12 protein-coding genes are annotated in these 19617 nt (G+C 67.5%); 3 read left to right on the top strand and 9 right to left on the bottom strand.

Annotated elements, in window-relative coordinates; translation table 11 throughout:
- Positions 1-85: 85 nt before the first annotated feature.
- Positions 86-2794 (bottom strand): type I DNA topoisomerase, encoded by a 2709-nt coding sequence (topA, locus tag OG394_RS23015; RefSeq protein WP_328989101.1) that lies wholly within the window; start codon positions 2792-2794, stop codon positions 86-88.
- Positions 2795-3071: 277 nt separating this feature from the next.
- Entirely contained in the window at positions 3072-4328 is a 1257-nt protein-coding gene (locus tag OG394_RS23020) for an alpha/beta hydrolase family protein (protein ID WP_328989102.1), read from the bottom strand.
- 167 nt (positions 4329-4495) lie between these two features.
- Here OG394_RS23020 and OG394_RS23025 point away from each other — a divergent pair, with 167 nt between their 5' ends.
- Together OG394_RS23025 and OG394_RS23030 are read left to right on the top strand one after the other, a co-directional pair.
- Positions 4496-8212 (top strand): NPCBM/NEW2 domain-containing protein, encoded by a 3717-nt coding sequence (locus OG394_RS23025; protein WP_328989103.1) that lies wholly within the window; start codon positions 4496-4498, stop codon positions 8210-8212.
- Positions 8213-8544: 332 nt separating this feature from the next.
- Positions 8545-9816, top strand: a complete 1272-nt coding sequence (locus OG394_RS23030; RefSeq protein ID WP_328989104.1) for a cytochrome P450 — start codon at positions 8545-8547, stop codon at positions 9814-9816.
- A 153-nt stretch (positions 9817-9969) separates the two neighbouring features.
- Here the strand turns inward: OG394_RS23030 and OG394_RS23035 are convergent, their stop codons facing one another.
- Positions 9970-11193 (bottom strand): hypothetical protein, encoded by a 1224-nt coding sequence (locus OG394_RS23035; protein WP_328989105.1) that lies wholly within the window; start codon positions 11191-11193, stop codon positions 9970-9972.
- A 171-nt stretch (positions 11194-11364) separates the two neighbouring features.
- On the opposite strand from OG394_RS23035, the gene OG394_RS23040 reads away from it, so the two are divergent.
- The gene (locus OG394_RS23040; protein ID WP_328989106.1) at positions 11365-12918 is read left to right on the top strand and encodes a GGDEF domain-containing protein; all 1554 of its coding nucleotides are present in this window, start codon (positions 11365-11367) and stop codon (positions 12916-12918) included.
- Here OG394_RS23040 and OG394_RS23045 read toward each other — a convergent pair.
- The 6 genes from OG394_RS23045 to OG394_RS23070 all read right to left on the bottom strand — a co-directional run bounded on the left by OG394_RS23045 (position 12915) and on the right by OG394_RS23070 (position 19525).
- A complete protein-coding gene (locus OG394_RS23045) occupies positions 12915-14333 on the bottom strand; it encodes a DUF7059 domain-containing protein (protein ID WP_328989107.1) in 1419 nt (472 codons plus the stop codon). The genes OG394_RS23040 and OG394_RS23045 overlap by 4 nt on opposite strands.
- Positions 14330-15130, bottom strand: a complete 801-nt coding sequence (locus OG394_RS23050; RefSeq protein WP_328989108.1) for a class I SAM-dependent methyltransferase — start codon at positions 15128-15130, stop codon at positions 14330-14332. Before OG394_RS23050 ends, OG394_RS23045 begins: the two co-directional genes overlap by 4 nt.
- A gap of 119 nt (positions 15131-15249) precedes the next feature.
- On the bottom strand, positions 15250-16047 hold the full coding sequence (locus tag OG394_RS23055; protein WP_328989109.1) for a DUF2785 domain-containing protein: 798 nt from the start codon (positions 16045-16047) through the stop codon (positions 15250-15252).
- Positions 16048-16161: 114 nt separating this feature from the next.
- A complete protein-coding gene (locus OG394_RS23060; RefSeq protein WP_328989111.1) occupies positions 16162-16926 on the bottom strand; it encodes an ABC transporter permease in 765 nt (254 codons plus the stop codon).
- A 1-nt stretch (position 16927) separates the two neighbouring features.
- Positions 16928-17926, bottom strand: a complete 999-nt coding sequence (locus OG394_RS23065; protein ID WP_328989112.1) for an ABC transporter ATP-binding protein — start codon at positions 17924-17926, stop codon at positions 16928-16930.
- A 207-nt stretch (positions 17927-18133) separates the two neighbouring features.
- Entirely contained in the window at positions 18134-19525 is a 1392-nt protein-coding gene (locus tag OG394_RS23070) for a hypothetical protein (protein WP_328989113.1), read from the bottom strand.
- Positions 19526-19617 lie beyond the last annotated feature (92 nt).

Here is a 19617-nt window from a genome sequence, read left to right on the forward strand (position 1 = left end):
CCGCCCTCGTGACCACAGCGGACCGGTGCAGGTCAGCATGCGGGCGAGGGCGGATTCCGACGAATGAATGCAAAGGCGGGAGGCGTCAGGACTTCTTGGCGGCGGTCTTCTTGGCGGCCGTCTTCTTGGCGGCGGTCTTCTTCGTTGTCGCCTTCTTCGCCGTCTTCTTGGCCGGCGCCTTCTTCTTCTTGACCGGACCACGCGCGCGCTTCTCGGCGAGCAACTCGGCCGCACGGAGCAGCGAGATGGACTCGACCGAGTCGTCCTTGCGCAAGGTCGCGTTGGTCTCGCCATCGGTCACGTACGGACCGAAGCGGCCTTCCTTCACGACCACCGGCTGACCCGACTCCGGGTCCTCGCCGAGCTCCTTCAGCGGAGGCGCCGCGGCCCGGCGACCCCGCGCCTTCGGCTGCGAGTAAATCTTCAGCGCATCGTCCAGCGTGATGTCGAAGATCTGGTCCTCGGTCTCGAGCGAGCGCGAGTCCGTACCCTTCTTCAGGTACGGCCCGTAGCGCCCGTTCTGCGCGGTGATCTCGTCACCGGATTCCGGGTCCTTGCCGACCACGCGCGGCAGCGAGAGCAGCTTCAGCGCCTCGTCCAGCGTGACCGTCTCCAGCGCCATCGACTTCAGCAATGACCCGGTCCGCGGCTTGGCGCTCTTGGGCGCGTCCTCCGGCAACACCTCGGTCACATACGGCCCGAAGCGGCCGGCCTTGGCCACCACTTTCAGCCCGGAGTCCGGGTCGTTGCCGAGCTCGAGCTCGACCCCGGACGGCTGGCTGAGCAGTTCCTTGGCCATCTCGACGGTCAACTCGTCGGGCGGCAGGTCCTCGGGCACGTTCGCCCGGTTGGCGTCGCCGTCCTCGACGTACGGGCCGTAGCGGCCGACGCGGACGACGATGCCGCTGTCCTTTTCACCCACTGGGAACGTCGACATCTCGCGGGCGTCGATGTCTTCGAGATCGCTGACCATCGACTTCAGACCCTCGACACCCTCGGTGCCGAAGTAGAAGCCCGCCAGGACGAGCCCGCGCTCGCGGTTACCCGCGGCGACCTCGTCGAGCACGTCCTCCATCGAGGCGGTGAACGTGTAGTCGATCAGCCGGGTGAAGTGCTCCTCCAGCAGCCGGACCACCGCGAAGGCCAGCCACGCCGGAACCAGCGCGTTGCCCTTCTTGTAGATGTAGCCGCGGGCCTGGATGGTGCCGATGATCGAGGCGTACGTCGATGGGCGGCCGATCTCGCGCTCTTCCAGCTCGCGGATCAGCGTGGCCTCGGTGAAACGGGCCGGCGGCTTCGTCTCGTGACCGGAGGCGACGACCTCCTCGGCCGGCAGCACGTCGCCCTCGGCGACAGCCGGCAGCCGGGTCTCCTGGTCGTCGGTCCCCGCGGACGGGTCGTCGGCGCCTTCGACGTACGCCTTGAGGAAGCCGTGGAAGGTGATCACCCGGCCGGACGAGGTGAAGTCGCACTTCTCCCCGGTCGAGGCGGTCGCGTCGATCTTGATCGAGACGCTGCGGCCTTCGGCGTCCTTCATCTGGGAGGCGATCGTGCGCATCCAGATCAGCTCGTACAACCGGTACTCGGCACCGCTCAGGCCGGTCTGAGCCGGGGTCTGGAAGGTCTCCCCGGCGGGGCGGATCGCCTCGTGCGCCTCTTGCGCGTTCTTCACCTTCGAGGTGTAGACGCGCGGCTTGTCCGGCAGGTAGTTCGCGCCGTACAGCTCGCGGACCTGGGCCCGGGCCGCGGTCAGCGCGGTGTCCGACAGCGTGACCGAGTCGGTACGCATATAAGTGATATTGCCGTTCTCGTACAGTCGCTGGGCGATCTGCATCGTCTGCGAGGCGGACATGCCGAGCTTGCGGCTGGCCTCCTGCTGCAGGGTGGTGGTCCGGAACGGCGCGTACGGCTTGCGGGTGTACGGCTTGGACTCGATCGAGTTGACCGTGAAGTCCGACGCGCGCAGGTTCGCGGCGAGCGCGGTGGCGGTCTGCTCGTCGAGGTGGACCGTGTTCTGGCTCTTGATCTCACCGGTCGGCGCGAAGTCGCGGCCCTGGGCCACCCGGGCACCGTTCACCGACACCAGCCGGGACGCGAACAGCCGCGGCTGCCGCCCCTCGCCCGCGTCGAGCGTGGCGTCGAGATCCCAGTACGACGCGGTGCGGAAGGCGATCCGCTCGCGCTCGCGGTCGACCACCATCCGGGTCGCGACGGACTGGACCCGGCCCGCCGACAGCTTCGGCATGACCTTCTTCCAGAGCACCGGCGAGACCTCGTAGCCGTAGAGGCGGTCGAGGATGCGCCGCGCCTCCTGGGCGTCGACCAGGTCGTCGTTGATGTCGCGGGCGCTGCCGACCGCGTCCTGGATGGCCTTCGGGGTGATCTCGTGGAAGACCATCCGCTTGACCGGGACCTTCGGCTTAAGCTCGTCCAGCAGGTGCCAGGCGATCGCCTCACCCTCGCGGTCCTCATCTGTCGCCAGGTAGAGCTCGGAGGCGCCCTTGAGCAGGTCCTTCAGCTTACGGATCTGGGCCTTCTTGTCGGCCGGCACGACGTACAGCGGGTCGAAGTTGTCTTCGATGTTGACGCCGAGGCGGGCCCAGGCCTCACCTTTGTACTTCGCCGGGATCTCGTCGGCGCCTTTGGGCAGGTCGCGGATATGGCCGAAACTCGACTCCACGACGTAACCGGACCCGAGGAAGCCGGCGATCATCCGCGCCTTCTTCGGCGACTCGACGATCACCAGGCGCTGCCCCGCGCCCGCTGCTGCCTTGGTTCCTGATGCCCCTGCCACCGCACTCCTTGCCCGAATCTCCATCGCGTACGTGATGCGTCGCCTAACCGTCAACGCCCGTCAACGTGCCTGTCCGACTGCTTGTTCCCCCGCGGCCGCACCGCCGAACCGTTCTGTTCAGAGGACAGAGTACGGCCGACGGCAACGCATTTCTCAACGCACGGTAACCGGTCGGGCCGACCTTACGCCTGTCACCCTCGCATCCCCCGGGCCCGAAGTGACGTTTCGAGACCAGGGGATGGACGGTTTCCAGCATCTTCGCCCGGTGCCCAACTGGTCAGGAGACGAACCGGACCTCCGGGTGCCTTGGTGACGGACCCCACAGAAGCGGCTGCGGCCGGCCCTTCAGAAATCGCTCGAAGAATGCGCCCAGATACGCCCGCTGCGCCGCCACGCTGCCCGCCGGGTCGACCTTGCCGAGCAGCGCCTCGATCTTCTCCATCGGTACGCCGTTCGCGCGGGCCAGATCCGGCAGGATGAACTGGTAGTCCGCGAACGCCCCGTGCGTACCCTCGGCGATGTTCAGGTCGAGCTTCCAGCCGCGCTGGTGCTGCCAGAACGAGGTCCAGGCCGGGTCGTTCGCCGGGTGGCCCGGGTTGGGCAGGTGCGTGTGCGCGTCCGCCCCGAACAGCAGGAACGGCCGGTCCAGCCCACGCTGCGCAAGCGGGCTCAACTCGCCCGCCGCCATGTCGTACATCATCGTGCCGTCGAGATTCGCGCCCGCGTCGATCCGACGGTCCACCAGCATCGTCTCGGCCGCGGTGAACCCGCCCGCCGAGTACCCGAACATGCCGATCCTTGTGAGGTCGAGCGATCGCGCGAGTCCGCGCGGCAGCGCCCGGCCCTCGGCGTCAGGGTTGCGCCCGGCCGCGAGGCGCTCCAGCTCGTCGAGCACGAACCGGGTGTCGGCGCCGCGCACGCCCATGGCCTTCTTGTACAGCCCTGCGGGCTCTTCCGGCAGTTGGACCGGGCTCAACCGGCCGCCCGGGAACTCGACCGGGGCCTCGCCGGTGTGGTCGATCGTGACCACGACATAACCGCGGCTGACGAGTTCCTCCACGTGGTTCGTCCCGAGTAGCCGCGAGGTCCCGAAGCCGGGGGAATACAGCACGACCGGGTGCCGCCCGAGTGCCGGTACGCCGGTCCGCGCGTGCGTCGGCGCGGTCGCGTAGTCGAGCCGATCCGGTTCGAGTTCGAGGTACGCCGTCAGGTCGGCCGTCAGCAGCGGCGCGACCTTCGCCGGGGCGTACGTCGTCCGGGGGCCGCTCGCGCCCGGGACGGCCGGATACCAGACGGTGGTCATCAGCTCGCGCTTCCCGGCGGCGGTCCACGGGTTCGGGCGGGAGCGGTCGATCAGGTGGAGCTCGGTCGCGCCGATCGCGTACTTCCCAGTGGGCGCGGGCAGCTCCGGCCGGTACGGCGCGGGTGTTGCGGTGGCGGTGGTGGCGGCCGGGATCGTGCCGAGTACGGGGACAACGGCGAAGGCGAGGGCGGCGAGAAGTCGCCGGCGGGTGGGCTTCGATCGATTCGTCATAGGCAGACCATGTCGCGGCGGGCTGCCAGCCCACATCCGCCTTCCGGGGGAAAGCGTTCCCCCGCGCGAAGGGTCACCCCACGATGCTCGCCGACCTAGTGACAACGGCTGGCGCGTGCGTTATTAATGTCCACAATCTGTTCATTCATGCTTGAAGTGAGGCTAACGTGAGCACTATCGGTCGCAAACGGATATGGTTGCCCGGCCTCGTCCTAGCCGTGCTGGCGGGCCTCCTGGTCGGCAGCCCTGCCACGGCGAAGGCCCAAGACACCGCACTGGGAGCAGTAACCGACTTCGCCGCCGACGGAGCGACGTACACGCTCACGGCCGGTACGGCGAAGGTGCGGGTCAACTTCCTCAAGGACGACGTCTTCCGCATCTGGCTGGCCCCGGACGGCAACTTCACCGACCCCGCGAGTACGCCGCCGGAGGACCCGCAGGCGCCCTCGTCGACGATCGTGATCAAGAAGGACTACGCGAAGCCGTTGACGTCGTGGCTGGACAAGGGCGGCTACTACTCGCTCCGGACCAAGGCGATCGAATTGCGCGCGGCGAAGTCGCCACTGCGGTTCTCGCTGCACCGGGCCGACGGATCGCTCGTCTGGGCCGAGACCGCGCCACTGTCCTGGTCGAACGACTCTGCCAGCCAGTCCCTCAGCCGCGGCGCCAACGAGCAGTTCTTCGGCGGCGGCATGCAGAACGGCCGCTTCTCGCACCGCGGCCAGACGATCGAGGTGGCCCGCAACTTCAACTGGGAGGACGGCGGCAACCCCAACGCCTCTCCGTACTACATGAGCACCGCGGGGTACGGCGTACTGCGTAACACGTTCACCCCCGGCAGCTACGCGTTCAACGAGCCTGTAACCACCAAGCACAACGAGAAGCGGTTCGACGCGTACTACTTCGTGGGAGACCTCAAGACCTCCTTGAACCGCTACACCGAGCTCACGGGCCGTCCGTTCATGCCGCCGATCTACGGCCTGGAGTACGGCGACTCGGACTGCTACAACCGCGGGCACTACGCCAAGGACCCGGACCCCAGTAACGACTGGAAGGTCCACCCGGAGAAGAAGACGACGCTCGACGCCGTCAAGGTCGCTCAGAAGTTCCACGACGAGGACATGCCCGGCGGCTGGATGCTGGTCAACGACGACTACGGCTGCGGCTACTCCGACGACGAGGAGTTCGAGCAGGTAGACGGCACGTGGTGGGGCAAGCGGGAGATCGAGCCGCTCAAGCAGACCGGTGACGAACTACGCAAGCGCAACATCGAGATGGGCCTGTGGACCCAGTCGGCGCTCGACCGCCAGCCCGCCGAGGTAGGCGAGGCCGGAGTTCGCGTACGCAAGCTCGACGTGGCCTGGGTCGGCCCGGGCTATCGGTACGCGCTGAGCGCCTGCGACACCGCACACGACGGTATAGAGCAGTACAGCAACGCCAGAGGTTATGCCTGGATGGTCGAGGGTTGGGCCGGCGCTCAGCGTTGTGCCGTCCAGTGGACGGGTGACCACAGTGGTTCGCTCGACGCGATCAAGTGGCAGATCCCGGCCATCCACGGCTCGGGCAACTCAGGTATCGCCTACAGCGCGGGAGATGTCGACGGCATCTTCGGCGGTTCCCCGACCAGCTATGTCCGCGACATGCAGTGGAAGGTCTTCAACCCGGCCTTCATGACGATGAGCGGCTGGGCCACCCCGGCGTTCAAGCAGCCGTGGGCGTACGGAGCGCCGTACACCGATATCAACCGGAAGTACCTGAAGCTGCGCGAACGGCTGCTGCCGTACTTCTACACGTACGCCGCTGAGGCCCACCGAACGGGCGCGCCTTTGAACCGCTCACTGGTGCTGGAATACCCGAACGACCCGAAGACGTGGGACGACACCACCAAGTACGAGTTCCTTGCGGGCAAGGAGTTCCTGGTCGCGCCGATGTGGGGCGCCGACGAGGTGAAGAACGGCATCTACCTGCCCAAGGGAACTTGGGTCGACTACTGGTCCGGGAAGGTCTACCAAGGCCCGACCACGGTCAACGGCTACCACGCACCGCTCGACACGCTGCCGTTGTTCGTCAAGGGTGGCGCGATCGTCCCGATGTGGAAGAAGGGCATCAACAGCGCTCGGGAGCAGGGTTTTGCCGACCGGCTGACGCTGGACGTCTACCCGCAGGGCAAGTCGACGTTCTCCTTGTACGAGGACGACCGGGTCACTCGCGACTACAAGACCCGTTCGGCCATCCAGCGGTTCGACGCCGAGGCACCGATCAACGGACGCGGCGACGTGACCGTCAAGATCGGCAAGAGCATCGGCTCGTACGCCGGTAAGCCCGCGAGCCGTCCGTACGAGCTGACCGTCCACACCGGCACCAACCCGCAGGGCGGTGTCACGATCGACGGCGCACGTCTGACCAAGCTGGCCAGCGCGAACGCCTACGAGACAGCGTCGACCGGCTGGTTCTACGCAGACGGCGTTGTGAAGGTGAAGACGGCCAAGATCACCGAGGGCCTGGTGAAGATCGGCGGCACGTCGTCGGTCGGCGGCGCGACCGTCACGGACTCCTTCGGCACTCCCGAGCTCGCCACGCCGGCTCTGTGGAACGCGCCGGGCGAAGCCACCGAGGTCACTGCCACCTTCCGCAATGGCGGCACCACCACGATGCGCGACGTACGGCTCGGCTTCGAGCCGCCGGCTGGCTGGACCTCAACAGGGCAAGGGACTTTCGCCACTGTCGAACCGGGCCAGACCGTCACGGCGAAGCTCGCGGTGACGCCCGCGGCTGACGTCAAACCCGCATCGTTCACGTTGCGCCTCGATGCGACGTACACCGCGGGTGGTTCGTCGTACCGCAACAGCACGTATGCCACCGCACAGTTGCCCTACGCATCGTTGTCGCAGGCATCGACCGTGGTGGGCGTGACGGACAAGGATACGTTTGCCAAGGGCAACTTCGACGGCTCGGGCAACAGCTTCAATGGCGAGGCGCTTGCCGCGGCCGGGTTCACGCCGGGCGCGAAGGTCACCGTGCAAGGCGCCGAGTTCACCTGGCCGACGGGCGCTCCCGGCACCGCCAACCTGGTGAAGAACCAGAGCGCGCCCATTCTCGTCAGCGGCACGGGCACCCATTTGGCCTTGCTGGGCGCGGGCGCGAGCCTCAACGCAAAGGGTTCGGTGCGGGTCATCTACACCGATGGCACCGAGTCGAGTCATCCATTCCAGTTGCCCAACTGGTGCTGTCAGGACCCGACGACCGGTGGCGCCAAGGTGGCCGTCGCGGTCAAGGGCCGCTACACCCAGGCGGGGTTGGCCAACACCACGACCGACTACCGGGTCTTCTATACGGCGGTTCCGCTGACGCCGGGCAAGACCGTACGGGCGATCAAGCTGCCCGGCGGCGGCCTCGGGTTCTTCGCGGCGACCGTTGCGAACAAGCCGCTGCCACCCGCACCGACCGGTCAGGTCTGGGTCAGTGACTTGGAGTGGACCGACTCGAGCAACGGTTGGGGCCCGGTCGAACGGGATCGCAGCAACGGCGAGGACGGTGCTGCCGACGGCGGCCCGCTGACCCTGGACGGCGTCCAGTACGCGAAGGGCCTCGGTACGCACGCGCCCTCGGCGGTGTCGGTCCGGCTCGGCGGCAACTGCTCGACCTTCACCGCGAAGATCGGCGTCGACGACGAGATGGAGGATCGCGGCCGGGTCATCTTCAAGGTCGCGGTCGATGGTGTGGTGAAGTACACGTCGGATCTGCTCACCGGCAGCTCGCCAACCGTGCCAGTATCGGTCGATCTCACTGGTGGACAGACATTGTCCTTACAGGTGACGGACTCTGGTGACGGCATTACCAGCGATCACGCAGACTGGGCGGAGGCAAAACTCACCTGCGCGTGACCCTGAGGTGACGGAGAACCCTGCGTTATAACGCAGGGTTCTCCGTCGTTACAAGCTACTTTCGTCGCTGATCGCCCAGGGTTTCCCCGGGTATCAAGTCCAGGGTGTGAAACAGGGAGCCGCCGGTGGCAGGTGAACCGGCGTCCGTGACAATGTCTGCTCTGGCACGTCCATGGTCCCCTCCCATGGTGGTGCCGGCGCTACCGCAGGGGTAGTGCCACCACCATCAGTTTTGGTCCCTGGCACCGATAGCGTCTGATGCGCAGATGGTCGGGGGCGGGCAGAGAGGGCGCGTGAAAACCATGGCAGTTGCGACATCGCTGAAGAGATGGATGGGCAATCGCATCCTGAGCAGGGCGACCCGCAAAGGTCTGGACCTGTCCAAGTTGCGGGTGGTCCCAAGCCAGATCTCGATGCCGTTGCGACGTCACGGCCTGGATCCGGTGCCGGAGCTGGCCAAGCTGCGCGAGAACGAACCCGTGAGCCGGCTGGCCAACCTGTTCGGGCTGAACGTCTGGCTCGTCACCGGGCACGAAGAAGCCAAGGCCGTGCTGGCGGATACGAAGAACTTCAGCAACGACATCCGTCCGATGATCGGAAACGACCCGTCGAAGCCGGCCGAGGGCATTGGTGGGCTGGGCTTCACGGACCCGCCGGACCACACCCGGCTGCGCAAGTTCCTCACGCCGGAGTTCACGGTTCGGCGGCTGTCGCGGCTGACGCCGAAGATCGAGCACATCGTCGAATCCCAGCTCGACCTGATGCAGTCCAAGGGCCCGGTCGTCGACCTGGTGGCGGACTTCGCGTTCGCCGTGCCATTCCTGGTGATCGCCGACCTGCTCGGCGTGGACGAGTCCGACCGCGACCGCTTCCGCGAACTCGGCCCGGCCCGGTTCGACCTGTCCGGCGGTGGCGTCGGGGTATTCAGCGCGGCCAGCGAATCGCGCGAGTTCCTGTTCGAGATCGTCGCGAAACAGCGGAAGAACCCGGGCGACGGCCTGATCGGCAACATCATCCGTGAACGTGGCGACGAGCTGGACGACGTAGAGCTCGGAGGTCTGGCCGATGGAGTGTTCCTCGGCGGTTACGAGACGTCCGCGAGCATGCTGGCGCTCGGCACGCTGGTGCTGCTGCGCGACCCGGAGAACTTCCGCCGGATCCGCGAGGAGGAAGGCGCCGTCGACGTCATCGTCGAGGAACTGCTGCGCTACCTGACCGTCGTACAGGTCGCCTTCCCGCGCTTCGCCAAGCACGATCAGAAGGTCTTCGGGCAGCAGGTGAACAAGGGTGACCTGGTCGCCGTCTCGCTGGCCGGCGCCGACCGCGACCGCGAGGTCTTCGGGCCGAACGCCGAGCGCTTCTACCCCCAGCGCGCGCCTGCCGCCCACCTCGCCTTCGGGCACGGCATGCACCGCTGCGTCGGCGCCGAGCTGGCCCGCATGGAGCTACGAGCCGCCTTCAAGGCCCTCGCCAACCGCTTTCCGGACATGTCCCTCGCCGTCGGCCCGGAACAACTCCGCTTTCGCGACTTCTCCATCGTCTACGGCGTCGAGTCCCTCCCCGTCCGCCTCCACGCCGAACCCGCCACCGCCCAAGCCGGCTAACCCTTTCCGTTCATCGGACCCGTGTGACGCGGCGTGTTGCCACTCATCGGACCCTTGTGACCAATAGCTGCGGCCACAAAGCCTTTGGTCACAAGGGACCAATGAACCCCGACACGCCGCGTCACAAGGGTCCGATGAACGGAAGGGGACCGGTCAGTTGAGGCCGGACGGGACTTGGATGACGGCGCGGTAGTTGGGGTATTCCGTCAGTGACCAGATGGAGTCCGGGTTGGCGGCGTCGGGCCAGTAGGTCAGGTCTTCGGCACCATAGAGCCAGCCGTACGACGTGACCGTGGTGCTGCCGCGGTTCCAGATCCGCAGCGTGCCGTAGTTGCCGGTCGGCCCACCATCTCCCGCACTGGATGAGAACCAAAAGCGCCCGTCGTGCGCCGCAACGCCTTGCATACTGAGGAATCCGGTCGAGTAAGCCTCATTGCCGTACGTCTTGCCGTCAGCCTCCTGGACCGGCAGACGGTCGGTGTAGTCCAACGGGAAACGCACGATGCGGCTCGTCCCGGACGTATCCGGCGTCCATTCCCCCATCACCATGCTGTCCGGTGTCGTCGCCCGGTCGAGCGATACGAACGAATACCGCAGCCCCGCACCCGCATTTCGGATCCACCCGGTCTGCACCATCACATAGGCGTAGTCGTGGGCGTGGAACGTGCCGTCGGACTGCTTACCGATCGCATTCGCCTTACCCGTATCGGCCGAATAGATCTTGCGGAAGTCGAAAATCCGGAAACCCGTGCCGGTATCGGCGACGTACAACAGATCGCCGTACCAGAAGATGCCGCCGGCGTGGATCGGAACGGCCTTATAGCTACCACCCGTGACCGGCTCGACCAACAGCAAATGCCTGTAATTGTTGGCGAAATCCGCATCCCAGTCGGTGAGCGACAATCGCACGCCCTTGTTCGGTGAACCCGCCGTATCGTTCTCCGGCTTGTGATACCAGCTATTCGCGACCAACTGGTGGTTGTCGTACTGCCCGGCCTCGAGCGCATCCCGCGTGGTCGTGATGCCCTGCGGATACCAGTGATCGGCCGCGTCGTCGCCGTCGTTCCAGCAGAAGCCCTCGACGGCCGAACCCCAGCGATCGGTCGCGGGCTTGTAGGCGGACGCGTTGCAGAGCGCGCCCCGCGGACGGTTCGCGGCCTGCATCACCTGGTCGACGGTTTTGCGCCGTCCGGCCAGGGCCGTCTCCAGCGCGGTAACCTTGCTGGCAAGGCTGGTCATATCGGTGGTCAACGTGAATTGCCGGGCATTGATAGTGGTTGGACCGGCCAGGGTGGTGACCGGAGCGGCTGTAGCGAGCGGCGCGAGCAGTGCCACGGTCAGCGTGCCGAGAGCGGCGGTGAGTCTCAGTTTTCGCATGCGTGTCCCCAGAACGAGTCGGCGGGTCAGAAATTTACATTTCTTGTAACGCTGGCGTTCATTACTAACATGACAGAGCGCGACGGGCTATGCCTCGATCCGGCCGGAAGATGACACCACTTCGGCGGTGAACGAGAATGACGCCAGTCTGTGCGGCGGTCGGGAGGTGAAATGCACCAGACGGGGCTGTCCGCACGGATCGCAGCGGCGATGACGCGCGCCCAGTCGGGCAGTCCGATCGAGGCCGCCGCCGACATCCGTCAGGTGCTGCAGGAGCTCGGCCCCGACCTGACGTACGAGCGGGCATCCGCCGAGTACGTCCGAGCCGTCGCGGCCCACCACAGCAGCGACAGCAAAGGCGTGCTGGACGCGGTCGAGGCGTGTATCCGGGTCTCCCGGGCGATCGGCGAGCCGGGCTGGGAGGCCAACGCGCTCACCCTGCGCATCGTCACCCGCCTGCGGACCGGCGAGGGTGGTGACTCGGTCGCGGATCTGGTCGCCGCCGAGCAGGCCCTGAGCCGCAGCGACGACGACGCGTTGGCCGGCTGGGCTCACACCGGGCTCGGTTATGCCTACGACCTGTTACGCCTGTTCGAGTTGTGCATCCCGCATTTCGAGCTGGCCGCCGAGCACCAGTCCGACCCGCTGGCATTGCCCGAGTCCGCGGCGATCGACCGGCTCAACCTGGCCGAGTCGAACCTGCGCTGGGCACACGAGATGGAGCGGCTCGGCGACCCGTCGTACGACCCGCAGATCGCCGAGCGACGTGCCGAGGCCAGACGCTGGGCCGGGCAGGCGATCGACGTCATCGTCGCCGACGACCTCGTCGGGTACTGGCCGGTCGCCGGCCGGATGTGGCTCGCCGCCAGCGATGGCGCGAGCGATCCGGCCGCGGCGGCTGTCGTGCTCAAGGACTGCCGCGACCAGCTCACCAAACTCGGCGACCAGGAGCTGGCCGCCATCGCCGGCGCCTACCTCGCCCAGTCGTACGCGGCGATGGGCCGGACCGAGGACGCGCTCGCTGCCGCGGATCGGGCCGTCTCGGAGCTGCCGCCGACCTCCGATCCGCCCGTCGAGGCCCTGGTGCGGCACACGGCCGTGCAGATCCTCGCGGACAACGGTGACGCGGGCGCCCGGGCCGGCCTGCAGTACGCCCGGACGCTCGCCCGAGGTTGGTGGGCCGAGCGGCTGAGAGGTCTGTACGCCGTGCGCAGCGCCCTCGCCAGCCAGGAGTTGTCGGAGCGCCACGACGCCGAGTGGCGGGCGGCTCGCGAGGATCCGCTCACAGGTGTTGGCAACCGCCGTGCGCTCGACGAGCGGATGGCCGCCGCCCGGATCGGCCGGTCAGTCGCCGTCGTGCTCATCGACGTGGACAACCTCAAGGTCATCAACGACAACTACGGGCATGCCTGCGGTGACCAGGTGCTGCGTCGAGTCGGGCAGCTGCTGACCGAGCAGTCGCGCGCCGAGGACGTCGTGGCCCGCGCCGGTGGCGACGAGTTCGTCGTGGTGCTGGACAACCCGGACGAGCGTGGCGCGCGCGAACTGGTCGAGCGCATCCTGGCCGCGGCGGACCTGGTCGCCAATACCGCCGACGAGCCGTGGTTCGCGATGCTGCGGCTCAGTATCGGGTTCGCCACCAGCACGGACGGGACGCCGTTCGACGATCTGCTCGAGCAGGCTGACAACCGGATGTACGCCCACAAGCGCCGCCGCGGCCGTTAAACCGTGTCGAGGAAGCCTTCCCGCAGCAACCCGGTGATCTTGGGCAAGTAGTCGCGGTGCAGGTCTTCCAACGGCCGGCCGAGTAGGTCGGCCAGGGCGCCGAGGATCTGCCCGACGCTAAGGTCTCCATCGCAGGCGCCGACGAATCCCGCGAGCACCGTGTCGGCCTGTTCGGCCCGGCGCATCCCGCGCTGGCGGCGGAGCACGATCGTGGCCGGGTCCTCGGCACCGGGCGGGCCGGCCGTCTCCTCGACCACGTCCGCCGCCACGACCAGATGCTGCTCGAGCAGGTCGTCGGGGGTATCGCGCTCGAAGCGGGATAGCACGTGCGGGCCGATCGGCTGCTCGATCTCGTACGGCCAGGCCTCGGCGACCAGCTCCCCCGGCACGTTGCGCAAGGTGATCCACCCCATGCCGATGGCCTCGACGCGTTGTTCGTCCAGCCAGCTGAGCCATTCGTCGTACCGGCGGACGTATTCGGGCCGCCCGTGCAGACCCGCATCGCGCAGCCAGAGCTCGACGTACTCGGCCGGATCGAGGACCTCGCGCTGGACGGCCCACGCTTCGCGACCACCAGTCCAGCCCGCGAGCCGGTCCTGCCAGTCCTCGCCGCGGACGTGCGTCCAGTTGGCGAGAAGCTGGCACCAACCGCCTTCGGTGAGGTGGCCGGGCGCTTGGCGGAGCAGGCGTTCGACCACGGCGTCGCCGGCGAAACCCGTTTCGCGGTAGGTGAGTTTGCCGTCGCTCGGGGGCGCGATGACGTACGGCGGATTGCTCACGATCAGGTCGAATCGCTCGCCTTCAACGGGCTCGTACAGACTGCCTTCGCGTACGTCGATCTCGACGTTGTTCAGCTCGGCGGTCCAACCCGCCAACCGCAACGCGTGGGGATTGACGTCGGTCGCGACGACCCGGCCGGACTTTTCCGCGAGGTGCAAGGCCTGGATGCCGCAGCCGGTGCCGATGTCGAGCGCGCTGTCGACGCGGACCGGAACGGTGAGGTTGACCAGGCTGATACTGGCGGGAGCGATACCGAGCACGTAGTCCGTACGCATCGGCTCACGCCGTCCATCGAGGCCCGGCGTCAGGTCGGCGATGACCCACCAGGAGCGGTCGTCCTCGGCGTACGGCCGGACGTCCAGCAGCGCCTTGACCTCCTTGCCGTCGGCAACGAACAAGTCGGGGAAATCCTCGACCGGAGCGCCGAAAGCTATCTCCACAAGGTCTTTCGAGACCCATCGCTGCAAGAGGAAGAGCCGGATCAAGGTGTCGAGCGGATCGCCCGAGTCGGTGACCCGCCAAGCCGGAGTGGTCTCGTTCCGGCCCAGCGCGGCGTGGGCGTCACCCAGCCGGGCCGCCACGCCGTCGACCGTATAGCCCGAGTCCGCGAGGACCGAACGCAGGCGCGAGATCATTGGTTGCCTCCAGCAACAGCCGTCGTGTAGAGCACTCGGCCGGACTCGACGAAGTCGGCCGGGTCCAGCTGGGACAACTCGGCCTCGGCCGCCTTCAGGCAAGCCTTCCGCCGGTCATCGGGCAAGAGGTCGAGCCGCCGGGCCATCGAGCCGACCACCTTCGCGTGGTCGATGAAGTCCCGCCAGCCGACCTGATGCCGGAACGGCTCGGCCGTAATCCGCACCGCCTCGAACCCAGCCGCCGCCATCGCCTCCGCGAGAGCGTCCGGATCAGCCGTGACCTCGCCCGACGGCATCTGCGGCGACGGATCCGGCGGCGCGTCGTGCTCGTCGATCACCCGCACCCACACGTCGTACGCCGGATGCGGATCGTGCGTCGACCACGTCACCGCACCGAACGCACCACCCGGCTGAAGCGCCCGCCGTACCTCCCGCAACCCCAACGCCAACTCCGGCAAGTGGAACAGCACAAACGGCATCACGACGCCGTCGAGCGAACCGGCCGCGAACGGCAGCGCCTGGACATCCGCGAGCACCCGCCCGTACGACGCGGGCGCCCGCCGCAGCATCGCCTCGGTCAGATCCGCGCCGACGACCTGGGCCCGCGGCGCCCGCTCCGCCAAGTACGGCAGCAACCGCCCGGGCCCACACCCGAGCTCGGCCACTCGTCGCGCGTCAGCGAGTGCCAACCGGTCGGTGACGCCCTTCGCATGCACCGCCAGCGCGTCCGCCCACACCCCGTCATACGCCGTCGCCACCCGGCTGTAGTTCTCACGAATGGCCCGCGTCTCAGTCACCCCGCCATCCTCCCAAACCTCTTCCCACCCTCGCCGTCCCCCTGCCCGCGCGCCATCCCTCCCTGCCACGACCGGACCCGGACTGCACACCCTCAGGCGTGCGATCGGGAGCGGACGGGTTAGCTCTGGTGGGGGGAGAGGGTGCGTAGGGCGGCTGCTAGGTGGTCCAGGACGGCCTTGCGGTGGGAGACCTGGGTCCGGGTGCTCTGGAGGGGCGGTTCGACTCCACGGTCCACCAGGACGTAGAGAGCGTTCAGGGTGTTGAAGGTGTTGGTGATGTGTGCGGGGATTCCGGCCGTGATCCCGACCAGCCGGAGGGCGTCAGGCGCTGTGGCCAGCCAGGCGGTCGCGTCTTCCTCCGACAGGTCTGGGCGGGTCAGGGTCGACGCGAGTGCGTACGCCAGTCGGCTGTCCTCCAGGTCCCGCAGGGCGTATTCGGTCGGCGTGAGGACTCTGGCGAGGCCGAGATCCAGCAACGACGTCGGCGCGACTTCCGGTAGCTGGCCGAAGGCGCCGAGGAGGTCAGCACCGTGGGCGACGGCATGCAGCCAGCCGAGAGACGGGTCATGACCGCGAAGATCGTGCTCCGCGGCGTACCAGCTGGTGAAAGGTTCGACCCAGCGCGGCTCGAACACCCCGGCCGAGACGATGCAGTCGAGGATGAGCGGGGCGAACGCGCGGGCCTGGATCTCGCTGTCGCCGAACCGCGCGGCCATCTCGTCGCCCAGGTCGACCAACTGCTCCGCGGACAAGACCTCGCGATCGATCCAGGTCGCAAGGATCGAGTACGCCTGCCGGTCGCGGACCACCGGATCCGGCGATCGCAGCATCGCGGACAACTCGGCGACCAGCTCCTCGACCGGGCGGCCTTCCGGTACCGCGAAGTCGTCGGCTCGCACCCGTGCCCAATCCGTCATGATTCGCAGGCTAGTGGCCGAAACGGAAAACAGCCCGTGGTTTCTCCAGCAAAACTGAAGAAACCACGGGCTGTGGCGGCCAGGACCCCTCAGCCCGGCCGGGCTTTCGGATCCTTACGCGTCGCGCTTGTTGGTCACGAGGACCGCCAGGCCGAGCATGACCGCGGCGAAGAGGGCGAAGTAGAGCAGCGCACCCCAGGGAGACAGCGCGTACTCGATGCCGCTGCCGGCGCCTTCACCACCACCGGAGATGCCCAGATTCTGGCCCTGGTTGATGAACGAGGAGGCGTTCGCGAAGGGCGCCCACCGGTTCATGTCGTCGCCGACCTTCGGGATCAGCATGACCAGGTTCTCGACCAGCAACGGCCAGAGGATCAGGATGGCGACGGCCGCGGCGCTTTGCCGCAACAACGCACCCACGGCGACGGCGATCACGGCCGCGAGGGCGTAGACAATGCCCTGGCCGGCGATCAGCCGCCACTCCGACCCGCTCACGTTCAGGTCAGCGCCCGGCGCGAGCAGCATGCCGATACCCAGTGCACCGAAGCTCGCGATCAGGCCGACCAGTGCGGCCAGGCCCGCGACAACCGCGGTCTTGCCCAGCAGCAACTTGGTCCGGCTCGGAACGGCCTGGAAGCTGGTCCGGATGGTGCCGAACCGGTACTCGGTCGTGACCGCGAGTGCGGCCATCACCGTCATCACCATCTGGCTCAGCTGGACGCCGTTCTGGGTGTCGAAGATGCTCACGGCCGCCTCATCCGAGGTCAGGCCGGCGGTCAGGGCCGAGACGCCGATCGACAGCACGGCCGCGACGGCCATACACCACCACGGCGAACGGGTGGAGAGCAGTTTGATCCGCTCGACTGCGATCACCGACATGTCAGTTGTCCTCCTTCGGCCCAGCGGCCACCTCGGTCGCGGACACGGCAGGCACCGCATTCGTCAACACACCGGCGATCTCCTCGGTGGCGTGGTACTGCACCGAGTCGCCGGTCATCTGCATGAACGCCGCCTCGAGCGAACCCCGCTGCAGGGTCAGCTCGTGCAGCACGATGCCCTGCGCGGCCGCGGCCTCACCGATCATGTCGGTGGTCACCTCGCCGTCGACGAACAGCACCTTGCCCTCGGTGCCCGCGTCCTCGATCCGGGTCGCGAGGTTGTCGCGCTGAAGCACGCTCTGCAAGGCGTCGAGCTGCGGGCTGCGCACCTTGACGCTGCTGCCGCTGGCCCGATCGACGAACTCCTGGGTGGTGGACTGGGCGATCAGCTTGCCCTTGCCGATCACGATCAGCTCGTCGGCGGTCAGGGCCATCTCCGACAGCAGGTGGCTGGAGACGAAGACCGTGCGGCCCTCACCGGCCAGCTTGTGCATGAAGGTCCGGATCCAGACGATGCCCTCCGGGTCGAGACCGTTGACCGGCTCGTCGAAGAGCAGCACCTCGGGATCGCCCAGCAACGCGCCGGCGATACCGAGCCGCTGGGACATGCCCAGTGAGTAGGCACCGGCCCGCTTGCCGGCCACGGAACTCAGGCCGACCATCTCGAGAACCTCGTCGACCCGCTGTTTCGGCAGCTTGTTGGAGGCTGCCATCCAGCTGAGGTGGGCCCGGGCCGACCGGTTCGGGTGCACCCACTTGGCGTCCAGCAGCGCGCCGACCTTGGTCAGCGGGCGCTTCAGGTCGCGGTAGTGCTGACCGTCGATCCGGACGTCACCACCCGTGGGGGTGTCCAGACCGAGGATCATCCGCATCGTGGTGGACTTGCCGGCGCCGTTCGGGCCCAGGAAGCCCGTCACCTTGCCGGTCTTGACGCTGAACGACAGGTTGTCGACGGCAACAGTTTCGCCGTAACGCTTGGTGAGGCCGGTTGCCTCGATCATCGGTACTCCTCGTCCGTATGCACGCCAGGGCTCTGGGGCGGCTATCAGGATTCAGTATTGAGGCACCGTGAGGTGAGTACATCGAACCCGGGGCGGATTCCGCATGTCCACCCTGGGGTGGATTCTGCCCCCATCCGCGCCGGGGTCGCCATCGGTTGACGCCCTGAGCCGGACTCAGGGACCCCCTGAGTCCGACCCTTCAAACGATTATTGGGGCAAGGCGAAGGTGACCGTCATCGGCTTGAAGTTCAACGTGCCGCTCTTCGGATTGGCCTGCTTGATCCAGAACGGGTCGGCCTCGAAGTTCGCCACCGGGGCATACGTCATCGTCAGCGACTTCACGTCGTCGGCGACACCGATCGCGAACCAGGACTGGTTGGCACCGCCCTCGCGCAGCGTCGGCAGCGCGCCGGCGAGCGGGTACTTCCGGCCCTTGTCGTCCGTCAGCATCAGGCTCTTCGCACTGTCGTACGTCGCGGTCTTGTAGTAGTTGACCGCCGCCGTCCGGCGCAGCGACCCGTTGTCGAAGTCGAACTTGAGCCAGACCGTGCCCGGCTTGGCCCAGCCGCCGTTGCCCAGATACGGCTTGAGCGTGACGGTGGTGAAGCGAACCGTGTGCTCGAGCCCGAACAGGCCGTTCACCGCCTTGGTCAGCGGGTACGTCTTGTCGAGCCGGACCTCCGCGGCCGAGCGGTAGTACGCCGGGACGTTCTTCGACGTACGCTCACCGGTCGTCAGCGACAGCGTCTGCTCGACTCCACCCGAGATGACGACCAACTGCGCGTCCTCGCCCTCGGGAATGCCCGCCACCAAGGTCTGCAGGCGCGGCTCCGGGTCGGCCTCACCGGTCAGCACGAGCGGTTTGCGGGTCGTCCCGACCTTCACGGCGTACGTCGTTTTGGTCTTCGGATCGTCGACGCCCTCGGGCCCCGGCGTGATCGTGAACGTGATCGCCCGCAGCACCTCGCCCTCGGCCGGACCACGCAACGCGGCGCCGTTCGTCCCCGGCAGGGTCGCCACCTCGGCCACCTCGCCGACCTTCAGATCCACCGAGGGCGTGACGATATGCCCGGCCTTCGGGTCGGGCTTCTTCGGCTCGGTCAACTGCAGGCCGTCGATGAGCTCGAGGAAGCCCTTGTCCACCGGCGGCGCCTTGGGCAGTTCGACGGCCTCGGCGTTCTCCGGGATCGTCGCGCCGTCCGGCCGCCAGGCCTCGCGGTCGGCCGGGAAGTCCGCGCCGGTGCTCTTCGGCTGGGCATTCGACATCGTCAGTTTGCCGTCGCCGTCGACCTGCGCGTCGAACGACCAGACGTCGAAGATGCCGTCCGTCTTGGCACCGAGATGCCGGATCGGGCCACAGAACGCCTGCCGGTCGAACTCCTTGCTCTCCTTGGCCCGGGCCAGCCAGCAGTGCGACCCGTCGCCCAGGCTGACCTCCTGTTTGCCGACCGCGTTCCGCCAGTCGCCTTCGAGTTGTTGCAGGAACGGCGCCTTGTCATCGACGTCCTTGCCATCGAGCTTCAGGTCCGACGAACAACCGGTCAGCACCACCAACGAGGCCAGCAGGCCCACCGCACCGAACCGACGGGCGCGACGCATAAGGATTTCCTTTCCTCCAGGACGGGTCGAGGCACATCCTTCCAGCACAGCGGCCCATCCCGCCCGCCTCGCCACGCGCCCTGTGGATAACC

It is taken from the genome of Kribbella sp. NBC_01245 (assembly GCF_036226525.1).
GTDB lineage: Bacteria > Actinomycetota > Actinomycetes > Propionibacteriales > Kribbellaceae > Kribbella.